The following is a 16,410-nucleotide window of genomic DNA, read 5'->3' as shown; positions in this document are numbered from 1 at the left end:
CGAGCTCGAAATCAGCCAGGAGCCGGTCCGGGGAATCCCGATGCCGGTGTTCCGCAACCGCAGGCGCGCCCTGCCGGAGCTGCTGATCGAATCGGCCCGCTACGGTGACAGCGAATACCTCGTCAGCGGCGAAACCCGGTGGAGCTTCGCCGAGCATCTGGACCGCGTGGCATCGCTGAGCGACGCGCTGCGCACCACCTATGGGGTAGGTAAGGGCGACCGGGTGGCGATCCTCGCCGCCAACTGCGCCGAATGGATTCTCACGTTCTGGGCGGCGACCTCGCTCGGCGCCATCACCGTCGGAATGAACTCGATGTGGTCCGCGCGCGAAATCGCCTACGGGATCGAGCATTCCACCCCGGACCTCATTGTCGCCGACGAAGCGCGCCGGGCCCTGCTGGGCGAGGTCGAGGCACCCGTGCTGTCGATCGAGGCGGATATTCCGCGGCTGGCCACGGCCGCACCGGGGACGCCGCTACCCGAAACCGAGATCGACGAGGACGATCCGGCGGTCATCCTCTACACCAGCGGCACCACCGGACGCCCCAAGGGCGCTGTGCATTCACATCGGAACATGATCGCCGCGGTCGACTTCTACCGGCTGAACGATGCCGTCGCCACCGAAATGGGCAGCGCCCCGGGCGCACGGCGGTTCCTGCTCGCCACCCCGCTGTTCCATATCGCGGCGCTGCACAATCTCGCCGTCCCACGGCTCGCGTTCGGCGATACCGCGGTGATCCACACCGGCCGCTTCGATATCGACCGGGTGCTGCGGCTCATCGACACCGAACGCGTCACGAACTGGGGTGCGGTACCGACCATGCTGCACCGGCTCCTGGAACACGGCGACCTGTCGGGATACGACCTCTCGTCGCTGCGGATGATCTCGGTGAACAGCGCGCCCTCCTCCGCGTCGTTCAAGGAACGGCTACGGACGGTACTCCCGGTCGCGGCGAGGTCGCTGGGAACCAGTTACGGGCTCACCGAATCCTCCACGGCGGCAACCTTCGCGACCGCCGCCGACCTGCAGGCCCGCCCCGAAACCGTCGGCACCCCGGTGCCGACGATGAGTGTGCAGATCCGCGACGAACACGGTGCGCCGGTGCCCGACGGCACCGAAGGCGAAATCTGCCTGCACGGCCCGCTGGTGATGCTCGGCTACTGGAACAATCCGGAGGCCACCGCCGCCACGATCGCCGCGGACGGCTGGATGCATACCGGCGATCTGGGCACGATGAACAACGGCTACCTGTGGGTGAGCAGCCGCCGATCCGATCTCATCCTGCGCGGCGGGGAGAACGTGTACCCGATCGAGGTCGAGAACGCGTTGAGCGAGCACCCCGCGGTACGGGAATGCGCGGTGCTCGGCGTCGCGCACGCGGACCTCGGTCAGGAGGTGTGCGCGGTGGTGGTCACCACGGCGGCGGACGAGGTGGGTGCGACGGAACTGAGCGCGTTCGTCACCGAACGGATCGCACGCTACAAAGTGCCCACGCGGTGGGAGATCACGACCGAACCGCTGCCCCGCAACGCCACCGGCAAGGTCAAACGACTCGACGTGATCCAGGCGTACGCGGGTGGGGGCGACTGAACGAAAACGGCGCGCTCGAGCCGGCGAATCGGTCTATCGCGCACACGACCTGAGTGCGGGCAGCTGCTTCGCGCCGCCCGCACTGGGGTTGCCCGCACTGGGGTCGACGCCGTACTCAGGTCGGCGCAGGACCTCCGCCGATCCGTGCGCGCAGCTGGTTCAGCGGATCCGATGTGTCGCGGCGGCCGCGGGGTCCGTGCCCTTCGGGGGCGGTGAGCCTGCCCGCGTCGGAGCGGGTCCATTCGCGGACCGCCCACCGCTCGGCGATGGCCCATCTACCGTCGCGCAGCTCCATCAGGTCCACATAGCGGCAGCCGCTGGTGAAATCGTCCCGGCCGGGCGCGCCCCAGTGGGCCGCCGTGGAATACGACTCGCTGATCGCGCGGTCGCCGTGCAGTTCCACGAGGTGGTTGCCGATGTGATGCATGGTGCCGCCGAGCGTGCGCAGTTTCGGGCGCACCCATTCGATGAATTCGTCCACGGTGCCGTCGAATCCGGTGTGGTGGTCGATTCCGTCGGGGTGGTAGGCGTTACGGACGAGATCGAAGTCGAGGCGGTCGATACCGCGGCAGTAGCGCAGCACCACCTCGTAGATGGCCTGTTTGTGCAGTAGTTCCTGTAATGCGTCGGTCACCGGGGTGCTCCTTCTCCTCAGTCGTGCCCGAGCCCGACCATCCAGTCGAGCAGTTCGGGCAGCCGATCGGCGTCCCGGCCGAATACGGTCGGGCGGAAGACGACGGCGGTGGCCCCGTTGCGGCGGAACTGCTGTACCGCCCGCGCGGTGGCGTCCAGATCGGCGCTGCCGTCCGGACGCCGCACCGGCGTGAGGGATACCTGGATACGGAGGGTGCCGGGATCGCGGCCGTGCGCGGCGAACCTGTCCCGCAGCAGCGCGACGCTGTCGGTGAACCGGGGCAGATCGGTGGGGTTGACCGACCAGCCGTCGGCGACGCGCGCGATTCGGTCGAAGTTTCGGGGGCTCGGGCCGAGCCCGAACAGGATCGGCACCCGGTCCTGCACGGGGAACGGCAGGCTGTGGAAGTTCTCGAAGGCGTAACCGCGCCCCGTGAACTGTGCCGGCGCCCGGGTCCACAGTTCCCGGCACGCCCGCACGGCGTCTTCCATCCGGCCGAACCGGGCGTCGAACGGCATCCCGGTGGCGGTGTATTCGGCTTCCTGCCAGCCCACCCCGAACCCCATGGTGACCCGTCCGCGGGAGAGGCGGTCGAGGGTCGCGATCTGTTTGGCCAGCAGGACGGCGGGCCGGACCGTGGCGATCAGCACTGACACCCCCAGCTGGGCCCGCTCGGTGACGGCGGCGACAGCCGACAGCAGGGAGATCGGCTCGTACCACGGGTGGTCGAGCGGGAACGGGAAGTTGTTGTCCCGCACGCGCTGGGCGTGGGCGTCCGCGGCGAAACCGAGGTGGTCACCGGTGGAGATCAGGTCGATTCCGCGTCGATCCGCCTCTGCCGCCAGCTCGGGGACAGCACTGATATCACCACCGAACAGTGCCTCGGCGCCGAGAAGGTTGAGCCCGATATCCATGGCCTCATCTCAGTCCGCCCGGGCCATGGAGGGAATCGGTCTTTCCGTTGGGTGAGACCTCGGCAGGCCCGCAACCGGTTCGCGGATTAGCGTCCGGACCGACGTCGCGACAGCCGTGCACGGCATAGGAGAAACCACGATGGATTTGCGGGAGTCACCCGAGCACCAGGAACTCAGGCGGGAATTGCGGACCTATTTCGCGAAGCTGCTGCCCGCGGACGAGCGCCGCGCCGCCGGTGAACAGGGTGTGGGCGGCGACCGGTTCCGCGAAATCGTCACAATGCTCGGCGCGGACGGCTGGCTGGGGATCGGCTGGCCGGTGGAGTACGGCGGTCAGGGCCGTTCCATCGAGGAGCAGTTCGTCTTCTTCGACGAGGTCCAGCGTGCGGGGCTGCCGTTCCCGTTCGTCACCGTCAACACGGTGGGCCCGACCCTGATGAAATACGGCACCGATGAGCAGAAGGCGAAGTTCCTGCCCGGGATCCTGGCCGGCGATATCGTTTTCGCCATCGGCTACACCGAACCCGGCGCCGGCACCGATCTGGCGTCGCTGGAAACCCGTGCGGTGCGTGACGGTGACGACTGGGTGGTGGACGGCAACAAGATCTTCACCTCCGGCGCGAATACCGCCGACTACGTCTGGCTGGCCTGCCGCACCGATCCGGACGCCCCGAAACACCGGGGCATCTCGATTCTCATCGTGCCGACGGATGCTCCGGGTTTCTCCTGGTCGCCGATCCATACCGTCGGCGGTCTGACGGTCACCTCGACCTACTACTCCGGTATCCGTGTCGGTGCGGATGCCGTGGTGGGTGAGCCGCACGGCGGATGGCGGCTGATCACCGCGCAGCTCAACCACGAACGTATCGGGCTGGCCGCGCTGGGCGGGCGCACCGAGGGCCTGTGGCATCAGGTCCTGGACTGGGCCCGCGAGACGGGTGCGATCGACATACCGTGGGTGCGGCAGGAATTCGCGCGCACCCACGCGAAACTGGCGGCGATGCGGTTGATGAACTGGAAGATGACCGCCGCCGTCGCGGCCGATACCCTTTCCGGCGCGGACGCGGGCGCCACGAAGGTGTTCGGCACCGAAACCCATATCGACGTGTACCGCACACTGCTCGGCATTCTCGGGGCCGCCGGCCGGATCCGCCCCGGAAGCCCGGGCGCGATCCTGGCCGGGCAGATCGAGCAGATCTCCCGGCAGGGGGTGGTCAACACCTTCGGCGGCGGAGTCAACGAGGTGCTGCGCGATATGGTCGCCACCCTGGGATTGGGGACCGTCAAGGCGGGCCGCGGCCGATGAACCTACTCGACACCCTGAACACCTTGGTCGGCCGTGAACTGCAACCCACCACGTGGGCGCCGGACCCGGTGAACACCGCCATGATCCGCCACTGGGTGGAAGCCATGGGCGATACCAACCCGATCTACCTCGACGACGATGCCGCCCGCGCCACCGGCCGCGACGGCCTCATCGCACCACCCACGATGGTGCAGGCGTGGACGATGCGGGGTTACGCGGCAACCGCCGCCGGCAACACTGCCTCCGAGGTCGCCACCCAGCTACTGGACACCCTGGCCGATGCCGGGTTCACCTCGGTGGTCGCCACCGATTCCGAACAGGAGTATTTCGCCGAACTGCGTCCCGGCACCCGGATCAATGTCACCGAGGTGATCGAATCGATCTCCCCGGAGAAGAACACCGCGCTCGGGTCCGGACATTTCGTGACAACCGTCAAAACGTACCGGGACGACGACGGCGTGGTCGTCGCCACCCAGCGGTGGCGCACCCTGCGGTTCCGGCCCGCGGCGAAAGAAACCCCGCGCGAGCTGCGGCCGCGCCCGGCGATCAATCAGGACAATGCCTTCTGGTTCGCCGCCGCCAAGGAGCATCGCCTGGTCATCCAGCGCTGCGTTTCCTGCGGGACACTGCGGCACCCGACGGGACCGATGTGCGGGCACTGCCGATCACTGGACTGGGACACCGTCGACGCCTGCGGCCGCGGCGTCGTCTACAGCTTCGTCGTCAACCACCATCCGCGGCTCGACGCCTTCGACTATCCGCTGATCGTCGCGGTCATCGAACTCGAGGAGGGGACCCGGCTGGTCGCGAACATGATCGGTGCCGAACCCGGCGAGGTACGGGTCGATATGCCGGTGGAACTGGACTGGATCGACGCCGACCCGGAGCTGACGCTGCCCGCGTTCCGTCCGGTCACACGCGAGGAGAACTGATGGATTTCGCCTTCACCGAAGAGCAGACCGCGATCCGCGACCTGGCCGCCGATATTTTCACCGGCAAGTCGGGCCCGGAACGCGTCCAGGCCGTCGAAGCCTCTGACGAACGGGTCGACCGGGACCTGTGGCGCGAGCTCGCCCGCGCCGGCCTGGTGGGCATCGCGCTACCCACCGAATCAGGCGGCGGCGGGCTCGGTTTCACCGAACTCTGTGTGCTGCTCGAACAGCAGGGCCGCAGCGTCGCCCCGGTACCGCTGTGGGAGACCGCGCTCGCCGCGGCCGCCGTCGCCGAATTCGGCACCTCCGAGCAGCAGCGCAGCTATGTGGCTCCCGCGGCGGCGGGGGAGCTGTTCCTCACCGTCGGGCTCGAGGAGTTCGGTCCCGCCGACCCGGCGGCACCCGAGACGTCGGCGCACCGAGCCGCGGCCGGAACATGGGTTCTGACCGGCGCGAAAGCGGTGGTCCCGGCGGCGCATATCGCCAGCCGGGTCGTCGTTTCCGCCGCGACAGCGACCGGTACCGGACTGTTCCTGGTCGATCCCGCCGGCGCGGGCGTCCGGGCCGAGACCAACGAAACCACCACCCGCGCGCTCGCGGCGAACCTGACCTTCGACAACGCCCCCGCCGAATACCTCGCCGAGGGGGATTCCGTGCAGTGGCTGATCTCCCGGGCCGAGGTGGCGCTGGCAGCACTGCAGGCCGGGGTGGGGGCCGCCGCGACAGCGCAGGCGGTGACCTACCTCAACGAGCGCCACCAGTTCGGGCGCCCACTGTCGACCTTCCAGGCCGTTGGTCATCAACTGGCCGACTGCTATATCGACCTCGAGGCGATGCAGGTCACGCTGTGGCAGGCGGCATGGCTGCTCGGCAACGGCGACGACCCCGGTATCGCGGTGCTGGTGGCCAAATGGTGGGCCACCGACGGCGGGCAACGCGTGGTGCATCGCGTCCAGCATGTGCACGGCGGTATCGGGGTGGATATCGACTACCCCGTGCACCGGTACCTGCTGTGGGGTAAGCAGATCGCCGCGACCCTCGGGTCGGCGAGTGCAGATCTTGCCCGCCTCGGCGATCTGCTCGCCCGCCCGGAGGTGGCGGTATGAGAGCGGCGGCCGATATCACGGTGGGCGAGGTTCTCCCGGAACTCGCCATCCCGCTCACCCGCACCCTGATCGTGTCGACGGCCATCGCGAGCCGCGACTACCAGGACGTGCACCACGACCCGGATCTGGCGGTGGAACGCGGCTCCAAGGATGTTTTCATGAATATCCTCACCACCAACGGGCTGGTGGGCCGCTATGTCACCGATTGGGCGGGGCCGCGGGCTTCGCTGCGTAAGGTCGCCATCCGGCTCGGCGCACCCAACTATCCCGGCGACACGATGACACTGACCGGCGAGGTGACCGATATCGCCGACGGTGTGGTGTCGGTGCAGGTCCGGGGCGCCAACAGCCTGGGCGATCATGTGCGCGGCCTCGTCACCGTCACCTTCGTGGAAGGAGACGCCCGATGACCGTGGGCGCACTGTCCGGCGCGGCCGCCGTCGCCGGTATCGGCGCGACCGAGTTCTCCAAGAACTCCGGCCGCAGCGAACTGCAACTGGCCTGCGAGGCGATCGTCGCGGCGCTCGCCGACGCCGGTATCGATCCCTCCGAAGTGGACGGCCTCGCCACCTACACCGCCGAAACGAACGGTGAGGTGCTCGTCGCCCGCAACTGCGGGCTCGGGGAGCTGAAATTCTTCTCCCGCGTCGGCTACGGCGGCGGCGCCGCCTGCGCCACGGTGCAGCAGGCGGCGATGGCCGTGGCCACCGGGGTCGCCGAGGTCGTCGTCTGCTATCGGGCCTTCAACGAACGGTCCGGCGTCCGTTATGGTCTCGGCCAGCACGACCGGCCGATGGACAGCACCGCCGACCGTGCGGCCTACGCCTGGCTGACCCCGCAGGGACTGTCCACTCCCGCCCAATGGGTGGCGATGTTCGCCCGGCGGTATATGCATCAGTACGGCGCCACCAGCGAAGATTTCGGCCGGGTCGCCGTGGCCGCCCGCGCCTTCGCCGCGAACAACCCGGCCGCGTGGTTCTACCGGCGCCCGATCACGCTCGCCGATCACCAGAATTCCCGTTGGATCGCCGAACCGCTGCATCTGCTGGACTGCTGCCAGGAAACCGACGGCGGTCAAGCCCTCGTCGTCGTCTCCGCCGAACGTGCCCGCACCCTGACCCACACACCGGCGCTGATCAAGGGCGCCGCGCAGGGCAGCGGTAAGGACCAGCACATGATGACGAGCTACTACCGGCCCGATATCACCCGCATCCCCGAAATGGGTCTGGTCGGCCGGCAACTCTACGGCCAGAGCGGTTTGCAACCCGCCGATATCGACGCCGCGATCCTCTACGACCACTTCACGCCGCTGGTGCTCCCGCAGCTCGAAGAACTCGGTTTCTGTGCGCCCGGGGAGGCGAAGGATTTCATCGCCGACGGCAACCTCGAACTCGGGGGCCGCCTGCCCACCAACACCCACGGCGGTCAGGTCGGGGAGGCCTACCTGCACGGCGTCAACGGGATCGCGGAGGCCGTGCGACTGCTGCGCGGTACGTCGGCGAACCAGCCCAACGGTGTGGAGAACGTACTGGTCACCGCGGGAACCGCGGTGCCGACGAGTGGGCTGGTGCTCGGTGTCGCATGAGGGGCGCAAGCCCGTCGCGGCCCGGCCTCCGCCGGCTGCGTTCCCACTCGCCGAGAGACGCCGTGACGGCGCAGGGCGAACGGCGTAGGCACAGTAAGCACCCACCCGCTCATTCACCCCACGGGAGACCCGATGAGTTACGACCCACCCGCCCGCCCCACCGTCCGCACCGCGGCCGACGGCACTGTGCTGACCTCGGCGCCCCGGGACACACCGGTCGATCGTGCGACGGCGGCGGCGCGGCGGGTGATCGACGCATTGCTGCGCACCGACCGCGGGAACGCGAATCTCGATCGGGTGGCCGAGGAGCTGGACAGTATCGCCGATCATCTCGAGCAGCACGCTCCGGAAGTGGCCGAACGACTGGTGGACATGTGGCACGGTGAGGGTGTCACACGTCATGACCCGGTGACCGGCCCGGAGAACGCGATCGCACCGCCCCTGGTGCTCACCGGCCGCGCCGACGGATCGGTCGACGGTGTGGTCACCCTGACCATCCCGTATCAGGGCCCGCCGGGGCATGTGCACGGGGGAGTGTCGGCTCAGCTGCTCGATCACACACTCGGGGTCGCCAACACGTGGGCGGGCTGCAACGGTCCCACCGCGCAATTGAATGTGCGGTACCACCGCCCGACACCGTTGTTCGTGCCGCTCACCGTGAGCGGCCGGCTGGTGTCGCAGAACGGCAGCAAGATCAATTCCGTCGGTGCGATCCACACTGCGGATGGTGAGCTGTGTGTCTCCGCCGAGGGCCTGTTCATCGATAAAACGGTTCCGCGGCCCCGTGCGGCCGGAGCGCCGGTGTCCGGCAGCTCGTCAGCCTCGCTGCAGGCGTAGCTCCCGGACGGCTTCCTCGAGTTCGCGGATATTTCGCTGCAGATCGATGAGTGCGGGCTCGCCGCCGGGCTTTTCGGTCGCGGGGTGAACGGACACAACCTCACGGGTGGGTACGGCCGGCCCCGGGGCCGCACTCCCGGTGGCGAAACCGTCGAGGAAGACCGCGATCAGATCGTGACGGAGCCGGTCGGCGGTCCTCGCCAGGGACTCCCGGTGGACTCGGACGGTGAACCAGACCGATTCGCGCAGCATCCGGTGGAAATGGTGCGGGTCCACATCGGTCCGGAATTCCCCGGTCTCGATGCCGCGGGCGATCGCATCGGCCCAGTACTGGTTGGCGCGGCGTACGGCGGTGGCGATGTGGCTGTCGGCGGGCTGGGACGAGAGTGTGCTCTCGTTCTGGTAGATCTCCGTCGCGTAGGGGTGGTCGGTGGCCGATTCGAAGGAGACCGCGATCATCCGGTCGAGCCGTTCGCGCGCGGTTTCGCCGGGGACGAGCGCGGATTCGTAACGGTCGTTGAGATCGTCGATGAAGGTGGTGACGATTTCGAAGACGATCGCGTGTTTGGAGGCGAAGTGGTGGTAGAGGCTGCCCGAAAGGATTCCGACTTCGTCGGCGATATCGCGCACGGTGGTGCGGGCGACACCGCGTTCGCTGAACAGTTTCGCGGCGTGGAACAGGATGGCCTCTTTCCGAGTGGGTGACACCTGGCGTCTCCTCGTGTGCCGTGTTGTCCGGTTCCCGATCAAGCATTTGCTCGATTCGAAGGCTACACGACCGCGGGGTCCTGCCTGTCCGTAGACGTGCGGGCCTGGCGAAACGTCGCCTGCGGGGAAGCCCGGCCGAGCACCCCTAGGTTGAGTGATAGCTATTCGCCATGACAGAACATGAGTTGACTTGTCGCCGTTGGCTCCTGCGGTGCGGCATGCATCGCCTCCGGTGAGGGAGATCCCGGCAAACCGTTGACAGGCCGCTGTGATCCATCTAACGTTCCAAGCAAGCGATTGCTTTGGAGCGCCCTAACAGTGCTTGGTTCCGTGGTGACCGCTGATAACCAAGCAGCATGCAAGGAGAGAGCATGGGTCTCGGTTCATTCGATACGGCGATTCCGCCGGCTTCCCCGTCGACACAACGACACAACGACGACCGACCCGAACCCGTCCGGCCGCAGCCGGAATCGTCGTGAGCGGCCTTCGGCGCCGCAATCCCCGGAAACCCGGTCCGCAGGCACATCGGTGAACAACCTCCGGTAGCACACCGGACCGCCGCCGCAGGCGGCCACCGCCGGAACCCGGCGACCGGCGCGAACGGGCACTCGGTCCGCACATCCGTACGTATCCGCGCCGGCGCCGGCCCCGAAACGTTCGGCAACCCACCGCCCCCGGCCGGACACCTCACCCCGGCAGTCGCATAACGACATACCCCCCACGTGATCGGGCGGTTTCCGAGGTGCGCACAGTTCGCACCCACCGGCAGCCCGACCCATTGCTCATATCGTGCGTGAAAGGAACTCCATGAACCGCAGAAGGTTTCGCCGTGCCCGGCATCTGCTGGCCGCGGCCGCGGCGACGCTGGTCGTGGCCGGTTGCGGGGGCGGCCCCATCGACGGCGGCTTCGGCGGCCCGGTCGGCGATATCGACCCGGATGCCATCCTGCGGGTCACCAGCAGCTCCCCGACGAGGAACCTGGACCCCTACCTGCAGACCAGCTACGGCGGCTGGGGGTACCTGACCGTGATCTTCGACCGGCTCACCACCGTCGACAAAGGCGGGAAACTGGTTCCCGGTCTGGCGAAATCATGGCAGTTCGCCCGGGACGGCTCGTATCTGGAGTTGAAACTCCGCACCGATGTCTCCTTCCACGACGGCGCGGCCTTCGACGCCGCGGCCGTGGCCGCGAATATCCATCGCGGCCAGAACATGGAAGGCAGCACGGTCGCCGACGCCCTGAAGAACATCACCTCGGTCGAGGAAGTCGACGACTACACCGTCCGCCTGCATCTGAAGCCCGGCACCGGGGTGGAACTGCCGGGAGTGTTCAGCACCAATGTCGGAATGATGGTCAGCCCGAAAACGATCGCCGCGGGCACCGATCTCCGCAACGATCCGGGCCTCGCCGGCTCCGGCGGCTATGTGGTCACCGAGTACGTTCCCGAGGAATCGCTGTCACTGGTACGCGCCGACGGCGGCCCCAACTGGGATCCGAAGGCCGGGCGGCTCGCCGGGATCGAATTCGAATGGATCCCCGACGCCCGGACCCGGTTGAACGGAATGAAAACGGGGATGACCGATCTGAGCTGGGTCAGTTCCGCCAACGAAGTGATGGAAGCCCAGACACTGGGGCGTAACCGGACCGTGGGCGTCGACGAGGTCGTCTTCCGCAATGTGCTCGGCCTGTATATGCGCCCCGACGGTGATCTCGCGAAACCGGAGGTCCGGCAGGCCGTGGCCGCCGCCATCGACCCCGAAGCCGTCAGCGCCCTGTTCTCCGGAACATGCACGCCCCACCGGCAGCTGTATCCGACCGGCAGCTGGCCCGCGGACGAAAACTACGAATACCCTTATCCCTACGACCCGGACAAGGCAAAGGCGCTGGTGGAGGCCGCCGGCGGCGCGCAGATCTCGCTGACCTTCGCCGCCGGCACCAACACCGAGAACACCGCGAACGTCCTGCAATCGACCCTGTCGAAAGCCGGTATCGACGCCGACCTGAACCCGGTGCCCAACACCCAGAACGAACCCCGCTATATCGCCGGCGATTTCCCCTCGATGGTGGCCAACAGTTTCAACGCCAAGGTCGATCCCGCGGAAACCGTGAACACCTTCCTGTTCGGTGCCTACGCCCTCGCCAACGGTAATCAGCAGATCCGGGACCTGGTGACCCGGGCCGCAGACCCCACCCTGACAGAGGAACAGCGCGCCCCGCTCTACCACCGGGCGTGGGACCTCACGCTGAAAGAAGCCATGTTCGTCCCGATCTGCAATCAGACCAACGCCACGCTGTTCACCAGCCAGGTCGTCGGCGCACAAGACATCCCATGGGCGGATCTCGGAATCTTCGATATCCGCCATGTGGCAATGACCGAATAGTCCGCCGGAATTACTAGGAGATCCTGTGCTGCGTTATGCCGGGCAGCGGTTACTGGCGGCGATCCCGCTGCTGCTGATCGTTCCGCTGTTGATATTTCTGTTGATGGATCTGGCTCCGGGCGATCCGGCGGTCGTACTGGCGGGGGAGAACGCGACACCGAAACGGTTGCGGGAACTACGCGAGAACCTCAACCTCGACGAGAACGTCTTCGTGCGATACCTGGACTGGGTCGGGTCGGCGATACGCGGCGACCTCGGTATGTCGCTGTGGTCGAACCAGACGGTGGCCGAGCTGCTGCTGCGGCGGATGGCCACAACCCTGTCGCTGGTGTTGTTCGCGATCGTGCTGGCCGTGGCGATCGGCGTGATCCTGGGCATCCTGGGCGCGCTGCGGCCCGGCGGCGTGGTCGACCGCGGGATCAATGCCCTGGCCTCGGTGGCGATCGCCATCCCCGCCTTCTGGTTCGGACTGGTCCTGGTCCTGCTGTTCGCGGTCACGCACCAGATATTTCCCGCGTTCGGCTATGTACCGATATCGGAAGGCGTCGTGCCGTGGTTCCAGCATCTGGTGCTGCCCGGCGTCGCGTTGGCACTGCTGCCCGCCGCCGAGGTGACACTGCAGCTGCGGTCCGCGCTCGGCCAGGTACTCGGCAGTGACTACATCCTCAACGCCGAAGCCCGCGGACTGTCCCGGGCCAGCGTGATCGGCAAACACGGGCTCAAGAACGCCTGCATCCCCGTGGTGACCGTGCTCGGTTTCCGGGTCTCCGAAGTACTCGGCGGCGCGGTCACCATCGAAATCATCTACAACATGCCCGGTCTGGGCAGTCTGGCGGTCAACAGCGTCCAGAACCACGACGTCCCGGTACTCCTCGGATTCGTCCTGTTCACCACGGTCGTCGTCATCCTCGTCAACCTGCTCGTCGATATCTCCTACGGCTACTTCAACCCGAAGGTACGTTCATGACCGCGACCACACCGGCCGACGCCGGCCTCCGGCCCGGGGTGGGCCGCAGAGTATCCGGCTTCCTGCGCCGCCGCCCCGTCACCGCGACCGCGGCGCTGTTCGTCGCCCTGCTGATACTCCTCGCGCTCTTCGCGCCCTGGATCGCCCCCCACGATCCGTACGCCCAGGACCTGCTGAACCGGTTGCAGCCCCCCGGCGCCGAGCATCTGCTGGGCACCGACGACTACGGCCGCGACGCACTGAGCCGGTTGATCTTCGGTGCCCGCATCTCACTGACCGCCGCCTTGCAGGCGGTGGCGCTGGCACTGATCCTCGGACTACCCCTCGGCGTGATCGCCGGCTACCGCGGCGGCTGGACCGACACCCTGCTCACCCGGCTCATGGAAGCGCTCATGAGCGCGCCGTCGCTGGTACTGGCGATCACGATCGTCGCCGTCCTCGGCTCCGGAATCACCAACGCCATGTTCGCGGTCGGCCTGGTGATGGCGCCCCGGTTCTTCCGCGTCGCCCGGGCCTCCACCATGGACGTCCGCGGCGACACCTATATCGAGGCATCCGTCGCATTGGGTTGCACGCCCGCCCGGACCATCATCCGGCACATCCTGCCGAATGTGATGCCCCCGATCGTCCTGGTCATCTCCGTCTCCCTCGGCACCGCCGTCGCCGCCGAAGCGAGCCTGAGCTTTCTGGGACTCGGCGCGAAAGCCCCCGCCGCGAGCTGGGGATCGATGCTCAGCACCGCCGCCTCGAACATGCAACTCGCCCCGCACCTGGTGTGGCCACCGGGCGTGATGATCTTCCTGACCGTGCTCGCATTCACCTACCTCGGTGACGGTGTGCGCCGAGCCCTGACGAGGAGCCGCAATGGCAGTAGCAACTAACGGACTCCACCAGCCGGACACCGCCCCCGGCGCGGCCACCGGCACCCTGCTGCGAGTACGCGACCTCACCGTGCAATTCCCCGCCGGCCGCGGCCACTGGAACACCGTCGTCGACGGCGCCTCCTTCGACGTCGGCGCCGGCGAATCCGTGGCCCTCGTCGGCGAATCCGGCTCCGGGAAAACCGTCTCCTCCCTGGCGGTCATGGGCTTGACCGAGCACACCGGCGGCCGCATCTGCGGCGGCTCCGTGGAATTCGAAGGCCGCGACCTCACCGCGCTCCCGCCGCGCGAATGGCGCACACTGCGCGGCACCGGAATGGGCATGATCTTCCAGCAGCCCATCCGCAGCCTCAACCCCGCCTACACCGTCGGCGACCAGATCGCCGAATCCGTCCGCAGACACCTCGGCCTCGACCGCCGCGCCGCCATGGCCCGCGCAGTGGAAATGCTCGAGCTGGTCCAGGTACCGCGCGCCGCCGAACGAGTCCGCGAATATCCGCACGCCTTCAGCGGCGGTATGTGCCAGCGCGTCATGATCGCCATGGTCATGGCCTGCAACCCGCGGCTGCTCATCGCCGACGAACCCACCACCGCACTCGACGTCACAGTGCAGGAAACCATCCTCCAACTCCTGCGGGACCTGCAGGAACAAACCGGTATCGGACTGCTGTTCATCACCCACGACCTCGCCGTGGTCGCCGAACTGTGCCGGCGCGTGGTCGTCATGTACGCGGGCGAAGTGATCGAAGAAGCCGACGCCGAAGACCTGTTCTACACACCCCGCCACCCGTACACCGCCGGCCTGCTCGCCTCCATCCCGCAGCCGGGCCGCAACCGCGACCGGCGCCTCACCGCCATCGAAGGCCGGGTACCGGTCGCGGGCGAATGGCCGTCCGGCTGCCGATTCCGGGAACGCTGCTCACATGCCCGGCCCGGACTGTGCGATACCACCCACCCGGCGACCACCCCCACCGGGGACCGGAGCACCGCGCGGTGCCTGCGCACCACCGAGCTCGAACTACAAGGAGTGCAGCAACCATGAGCCTGCTCGAGGTATCCGATATTTCGAAGTCGTTCCCGACAGGCCGCGATTTCCTCGGCCGCCGCTCCGGCTGGACCCACGCCGTCCAGAACGTCTCCTTCCAGCTCGGCACCGGCGAATGCCTCGCCGTGGTCGGCGAATCCGGCGCCGGGAAATCGACCGTCGGCCGAATCGTGCTGCGACTGATCGAACCCGACACCGGCCGCATCGTCTTCGACGGACAGGACGTCCGCGCCGCCACCCCCGGCCGGCTCCGCGCCCTGCGCCGCGGTATGCAGATGATCTTCCAGGACCCGCACAGCTCACTCGACCCGCGGATGAGCATCCTCGACGCGGTCGCCGAACCACTGGTCGTCCACACCGATCTCGACCGCAAAACCCGCACCGCCACTGTGCGAACCCTGCTGGACAAGGTCGGCATCGGGGACCGCTATCTCGCCCGCTACCCGGCCGAACTGTCCGGCGGACAACTGCAGCGCGTCGCCATCGCCCGCGCACTCACCCTGAAACCCAAAATGATCGTCTGCGACGAACCTGTCGCCGCCCTCGACGTCTCCGTCCGGTCGCAAGTACTCAACCTGCTGCGCGACCTGCAGGACGAACTCGGATTGGCCTACCTGTTCGTCTGCCACGACCTCGCACTGATCGAAGTGATCGCCGACCGGGTCCTGGTCATGGCGGGCGGCAGAGTCGTCGAATCGGGCACCGTCGAGGAGATCTACCACAACCCCCAGGAGGAATACACGCAGAAACTACTGGCAGCCATCCCCGTACCCGTCCCGCGCAGCGCGCGGCGCTGACCCGGCCGCGGACACATCATGGCAATGATCGAACGGATCACCGTAATCCTCGATGTCTTCGACGACCGCACCTCCCGCCTCACTCTGGAGGAGATCAGCCGCCGGTCACAACTGCCGCGGTCGACCGTGCACCGGATCCTGAAACAGCTGGTCCGGCTCCACTGGGTCGAGCACACCCCCTTCGGCTACACCATCGGGCGCCGCGCGCTGCGTATGGGCGGAATCTCCGAAGGCTACAGCGCGATCCGCGCCGCGGCGGCCCCCGTACTGCAGGACCTGCACATGCAGACCGGGATGGTCGTCCACCTCGCCGTGCTGGAAGGAGGCGAAAACGTCTACCTCGACAAAGTGGGTGGCCGGGATGCCTCCACATTGCCGTCACGGATCGGTGGCCGCGGACCCGCCTACGCGACGGCCTGCGGAAAATCCATGCTGGCATTCCTCGCCCCCGAATGGGTGGACGGCCTGTACGGGCAGCAATTGCACCGGTGCACAGAACACACGATCGGTGAGATCACCGCACTGCACCGGGAACTCAACCTCGTCCGGCGCCGCGGCCGCGCCGTGGCCTGGGGCGAGGCCATCCCGGGTCTGGCCAGGGCCGGGGGGCCCCCCCCCCCCCCCCCCCCCCCCCCCCCCCCCCCCGGGGGGGGGGGGGCCCCCCCCCCCCCCCCCCCGGGGGGCGGGGCCCCCCGCCGGGGGGGGGCGCCCCCCCCGGGGCGGCC

At 67.9% G+C, this 16,410-nt stretch carries 16 protein-coding genes; 13 read left to right on the top strand and 3 right to left on the bottom strand.

All coding sequences use genetic code 11. The annotated features are described in order from the left end of the window. The first annotated feature begins 10 nt into the window (after nucleotides 1–10). Nucleotides 11–1,591 (top strand): class I adenylate-forming enzyme family protein, encoded by a 1,581-nt coding sequence (locus QH196_RS08310; protein WP_280415175.1) that lies wholly within the window; start codon nucleotides 11–13, stop codon nucleotides 1,589–1,591. Nucleotides 1,592–1,706: 115 nt separating this feature from the next. Here the strand turns inward: QH196_RS08310 and QH196_RS08305 are convergent, their stop codons facing one another. Continuing rightward, nucleotides 1,707–2,225: a nuclear transport factor 2 family protein gene (locus QH196_RS08305; protein WP_280415174.1), complete on the bottom strand. Its 519-nt coding sequence runs from the start codon at nucleotides 2,223–2,225 to the stop codon at nucleotides 1,707–1,709. 17 nt (nucleotides 2,226–2,242) lie between these two features. Next, nucleotides 2,243–3,139, bottom strand: coding sequence for a TIGR03619 family F420-dependent LLM class oxidoreductase (locus tag QH196_RS08300; RefSeq protein ID WP_280415173.1), 897 nt, complete (start codon nucleotides 3,137–3,139; stop codon nucleotides 2,243–2,245). A gap of 139 nt (nucleotides 3,140–3,278) precedes the next feature. Here QH196_RS08300 and QH196_RS08295 point away from each other — a divergent pair, with 139 nt between their 5' ends. The 6 genes from QH196_RS08295 (at nucleotide 3,279) to QH196_RS08270 (ending at nucleotide 8,905) form a co-directional block, all read left to right on the top strand. After that, nucleotides 3,279–4,445 carry an acyl-CoA dehydrogenase family protein gene (locus QH196_RS08295; RefSeq protein WP_280415172.1) on the top strand — a complete coding sequence of 389 codons (1,167 nt, stop codon included), beginning with the start codon at nucleotides 3,279–3,281 and terminating at the stop codon, nucleotides 4,443–4,445. Then, nucleotides 4,442–5,377 carry a bifunctional MaoC family dehydratase N-terminal/OB-fold nucleic acid binding domain-containing protein gene (locus QH196_RS08290; RefSeq protein WP_280415171.1) on the top strand — a complete coding sequence of 312 codons (936 nt, stop codon included), beginning with the start codon at nucleotides 4,442–4,444 and terminating at the stop codon, nucleotides 5,375–5,377. The genes QH196_RS08295 and QH196_RS08290 overlap by 4 nt, the downstream gene beginning before the upstream one ends. After that, a complete protein-coding gene (locus QH196_RS08285; RefSeq protein ID WP_280415170.1) occupies nucleotides 5,377–6,483 on the top strand; it encodes an acyl-CoA dehydrogenase family protein in 1,107 nt (368 codons plus the stop codon). Before QH196_RS08290 ends, QH196_RS08285 begins: the two co-directional genes overlap by 1 nt. Next, nucleotides 6,480–6,893 carry a MaoC family dehydratase gene (locus QH196_RS08280; RefSeq protein ID WP_280415169.1) on the top strand — a complete coding sequence of 138 codons (414 nt, stop codon included), beginning with the start codon at nucleotides 6,480–6,482 and terminating at the stop codon, nucleotides 6,891–6,893. The genes QH196_RS08285 and QH196_RS08280 overlap by 4 nt, the downstream gene beginning before the upstream one ends. Further along, nucleotides 6,890–8,068: a lipid-transfer protein gene (locus QH196_RS08275; RefSeq protein WP_280415168.1), complete on the top strand. Its 1,179-nt coding sequence runs from the start codon at nucleotides 6,890–6,892 to the stop codon at nucleotides 8,066–8,068. Before QH196_RS08280 ends, QH196_RS08275 begins: the two co-directional genes overlap by 4 nt. Before the next feature lie 132 nt (nucleotides 8,069–8,200). After that, a complete protein-coding gene (locus QH196_RS08270; RefSeq protein WP_280415167.1) occupies nucleotides 8,201–8,905 on the top strand; it encodes a PaaI family thioesterase in 705 nt (234 codons plus the stop codon). Here QH196_RS08270 and QH196_RS08265 read toward each other — a convergent pair. Continuing rightward, the gene (locus QH196_RS08265; protein WP_280415166.1) at nucleotides 8,885–9,613 is read right to left on the bottom strand and encodes a TetR/AcrR family transcriptional regulator; all 729 of its coding nucleotides are present in this window, start codon (nucleotides 9,611–9,613) and stop codon (nucleotides 8,885–8,887) included. The two genes, QH196_RS08270 and QH196_RS08265, sit on opposite strands and share 21 nt — an antisense overlap. Before the next feature lie 807 nt (nucleotides 9,614–10,420). On the opposite strand from QH196_RS08265, the gene QH196_RS08260 reads away from it, so the two are divergent. From QH196_RS08260 to QH196_RS08235, 6 genes are all read left to right on the top strand, one after another. Further along, complete coding sequence (locus QH196_RS08260) at nucleotides 10,421–11,995, top strand: ABC transporter substrate-binding protein (RefSeq protein ID WP_280415165.1); 1,575 nt, start codon at nucleotides 10,421–10,423, stop codon at nucleotides 11,993–11,995. Between the two features lie 25 nt (nucleotides 11,996–12,020). Further along, the gene (locus tag QH196_RS08255; protein ID WP_280415164.1) at nucleotides 12,021–12,962 is read left to right on the top strand and encodes an ABC transporter permease; all 942 of its coding nucleotides are present in this window, start codon (nucleotides 12,021–12,023) and stop codon (nucleotides 12,960–12,962) included. Beyond that, nucleotides 12,959–13,843, top strand: a complete 885-nt coding sequence (locus tag QH196_RS08250; protein ID WP_280415163.1) for an ABC transporter permease — start codon at nucleotides 12,959–12,961, stop codon at nucleotides 13,841–13,843. Before QH196_RS08255 ends, QH196_RS08250 begins: the two co-directional genes overlap by 4 nt. Continuing rightward, nucleotides 13,827–14,885, top strand: coding sequence for an ABC transporter ATP-binding protein (locus QH196_RS08245; protein ID WP_280415162.1), 1,059 nt, complete (start codon nucleotides 13,827–13,829; stop codon nucleotides 14,883–14,885). The genes QH196_RS08250 and QH196_RS08245 overlap by 17 nt, the downstream gene beginning before the upstream one ends. Further along, entirely contained in the window at nucleotides 14,882–15,685 is an 804-nt protein-coding gene (locus QH196_RS08240; RefSeq protein ID WP_280415161.1) for an ATP-binding cassette domain-containing protein, read from the top strand. Before QH196_RS08245 ends, QH196_RS08240 begins: the two co-directional genes overlap by 4 nt. A gap of 18 nt (nucleotides 15,686–15,703) precedes the next feature. Continuing rightward, on the top strand, nucleotides 15,704–16,410 hold a 707-nt coding region (locus QH196_RS08235), incomplete at its 3' end, for an IclR family transcriptional regulator (RefSeq protein WP_280415160.1).

The sequence above is a fragment of the Nocardia carnea genome (assembly GCF_029868325.1).
Classification (GTDB): Bacteria; Actinomycetota; Actinomycetes; order Mycobacteriales; family Mycobacteriaceae; genus Nocardia; species Nocardia carnea_C.
Note: the sequence above shows the minus strand (reverse complement) of the source record. Positions and strands in the feature narration are given on the sequence as shown.

Coding starts and splice junctions, on each gene's coding strand:
- QH196_RS08270 (WP_280415167.1), top strand. CDS start 8,201: ATGAGTTACGACCCACCCGCCCGCCCCACCGTCCGCACCGCGGCCGAC.
- QH196_RS08285 (WP_280415170.1), top strand. CDS start 5,377: ATGGATTTCGCCTTCACCGAAGAGCAGACCGCGATCCGCGACCTGGCC.
- QH196_RS08245 (WP_280415162.1), top strand. CDS start 13,827: ATGGCAGTAGCAACTAACGGACTCCACCAGCCGGACACCGCCCCCGGC.
- QH196_RS08260 (WP_280415165.1), top strand. CDS start 10,421: ATGAACCGCAGAAGGTTTCGCCGTGCCCGGCATCTGCTGGCCGCGGCC.
- QH196_RS08280 (WP_280415169.1), top strand. CDS start 6,480: ATGAGAGCGGCGGCCGATATCACGGTGGGCGAGGTTCTCCCGGAACTC.
- QH196_RS08295 (WP_280415172.1), top strand. CDS start 3,279: ATGGATTTGCGGGAGTCACCCGAGCACCAGGAACTCAGGCGGGAATTG.
- QH196_RS08240 (WP_280415161.1), top strand. CDS start 14,882: ATGAGCCTGCTCGAGGTATCCGATATTTCGAAGTCGTTCCCGACAGGC.
- QH196_RS08290 (WP_280415171.1), top strand. CDS start 4,442: ATGAACCTACTCGACACCCTGAACACCTTGGTCGGCCGTGAACTGCAA.
- QH196_RS08300 (WP_280415173.1), bottom strand. CDS start 3,139: ATGGATATCGGGCTCAACCTTCTCGGCGCCGAGGCACTGTTCGGTGGT.
- QH196_RS08275 (WP_280415168.1), top strand. CDS start 6,890: ATGACCGTGGGCGCACTGTCCGGCGCGGCCGCCGTCGCCGGTATCGGC.
- QH196_RS08250 (WP_280415163.1), top strand. CDS start 12,959: ATGACCGCGACCACACCGGCCGACGCCGGCCTCCGGCCCGGGGTGGGC.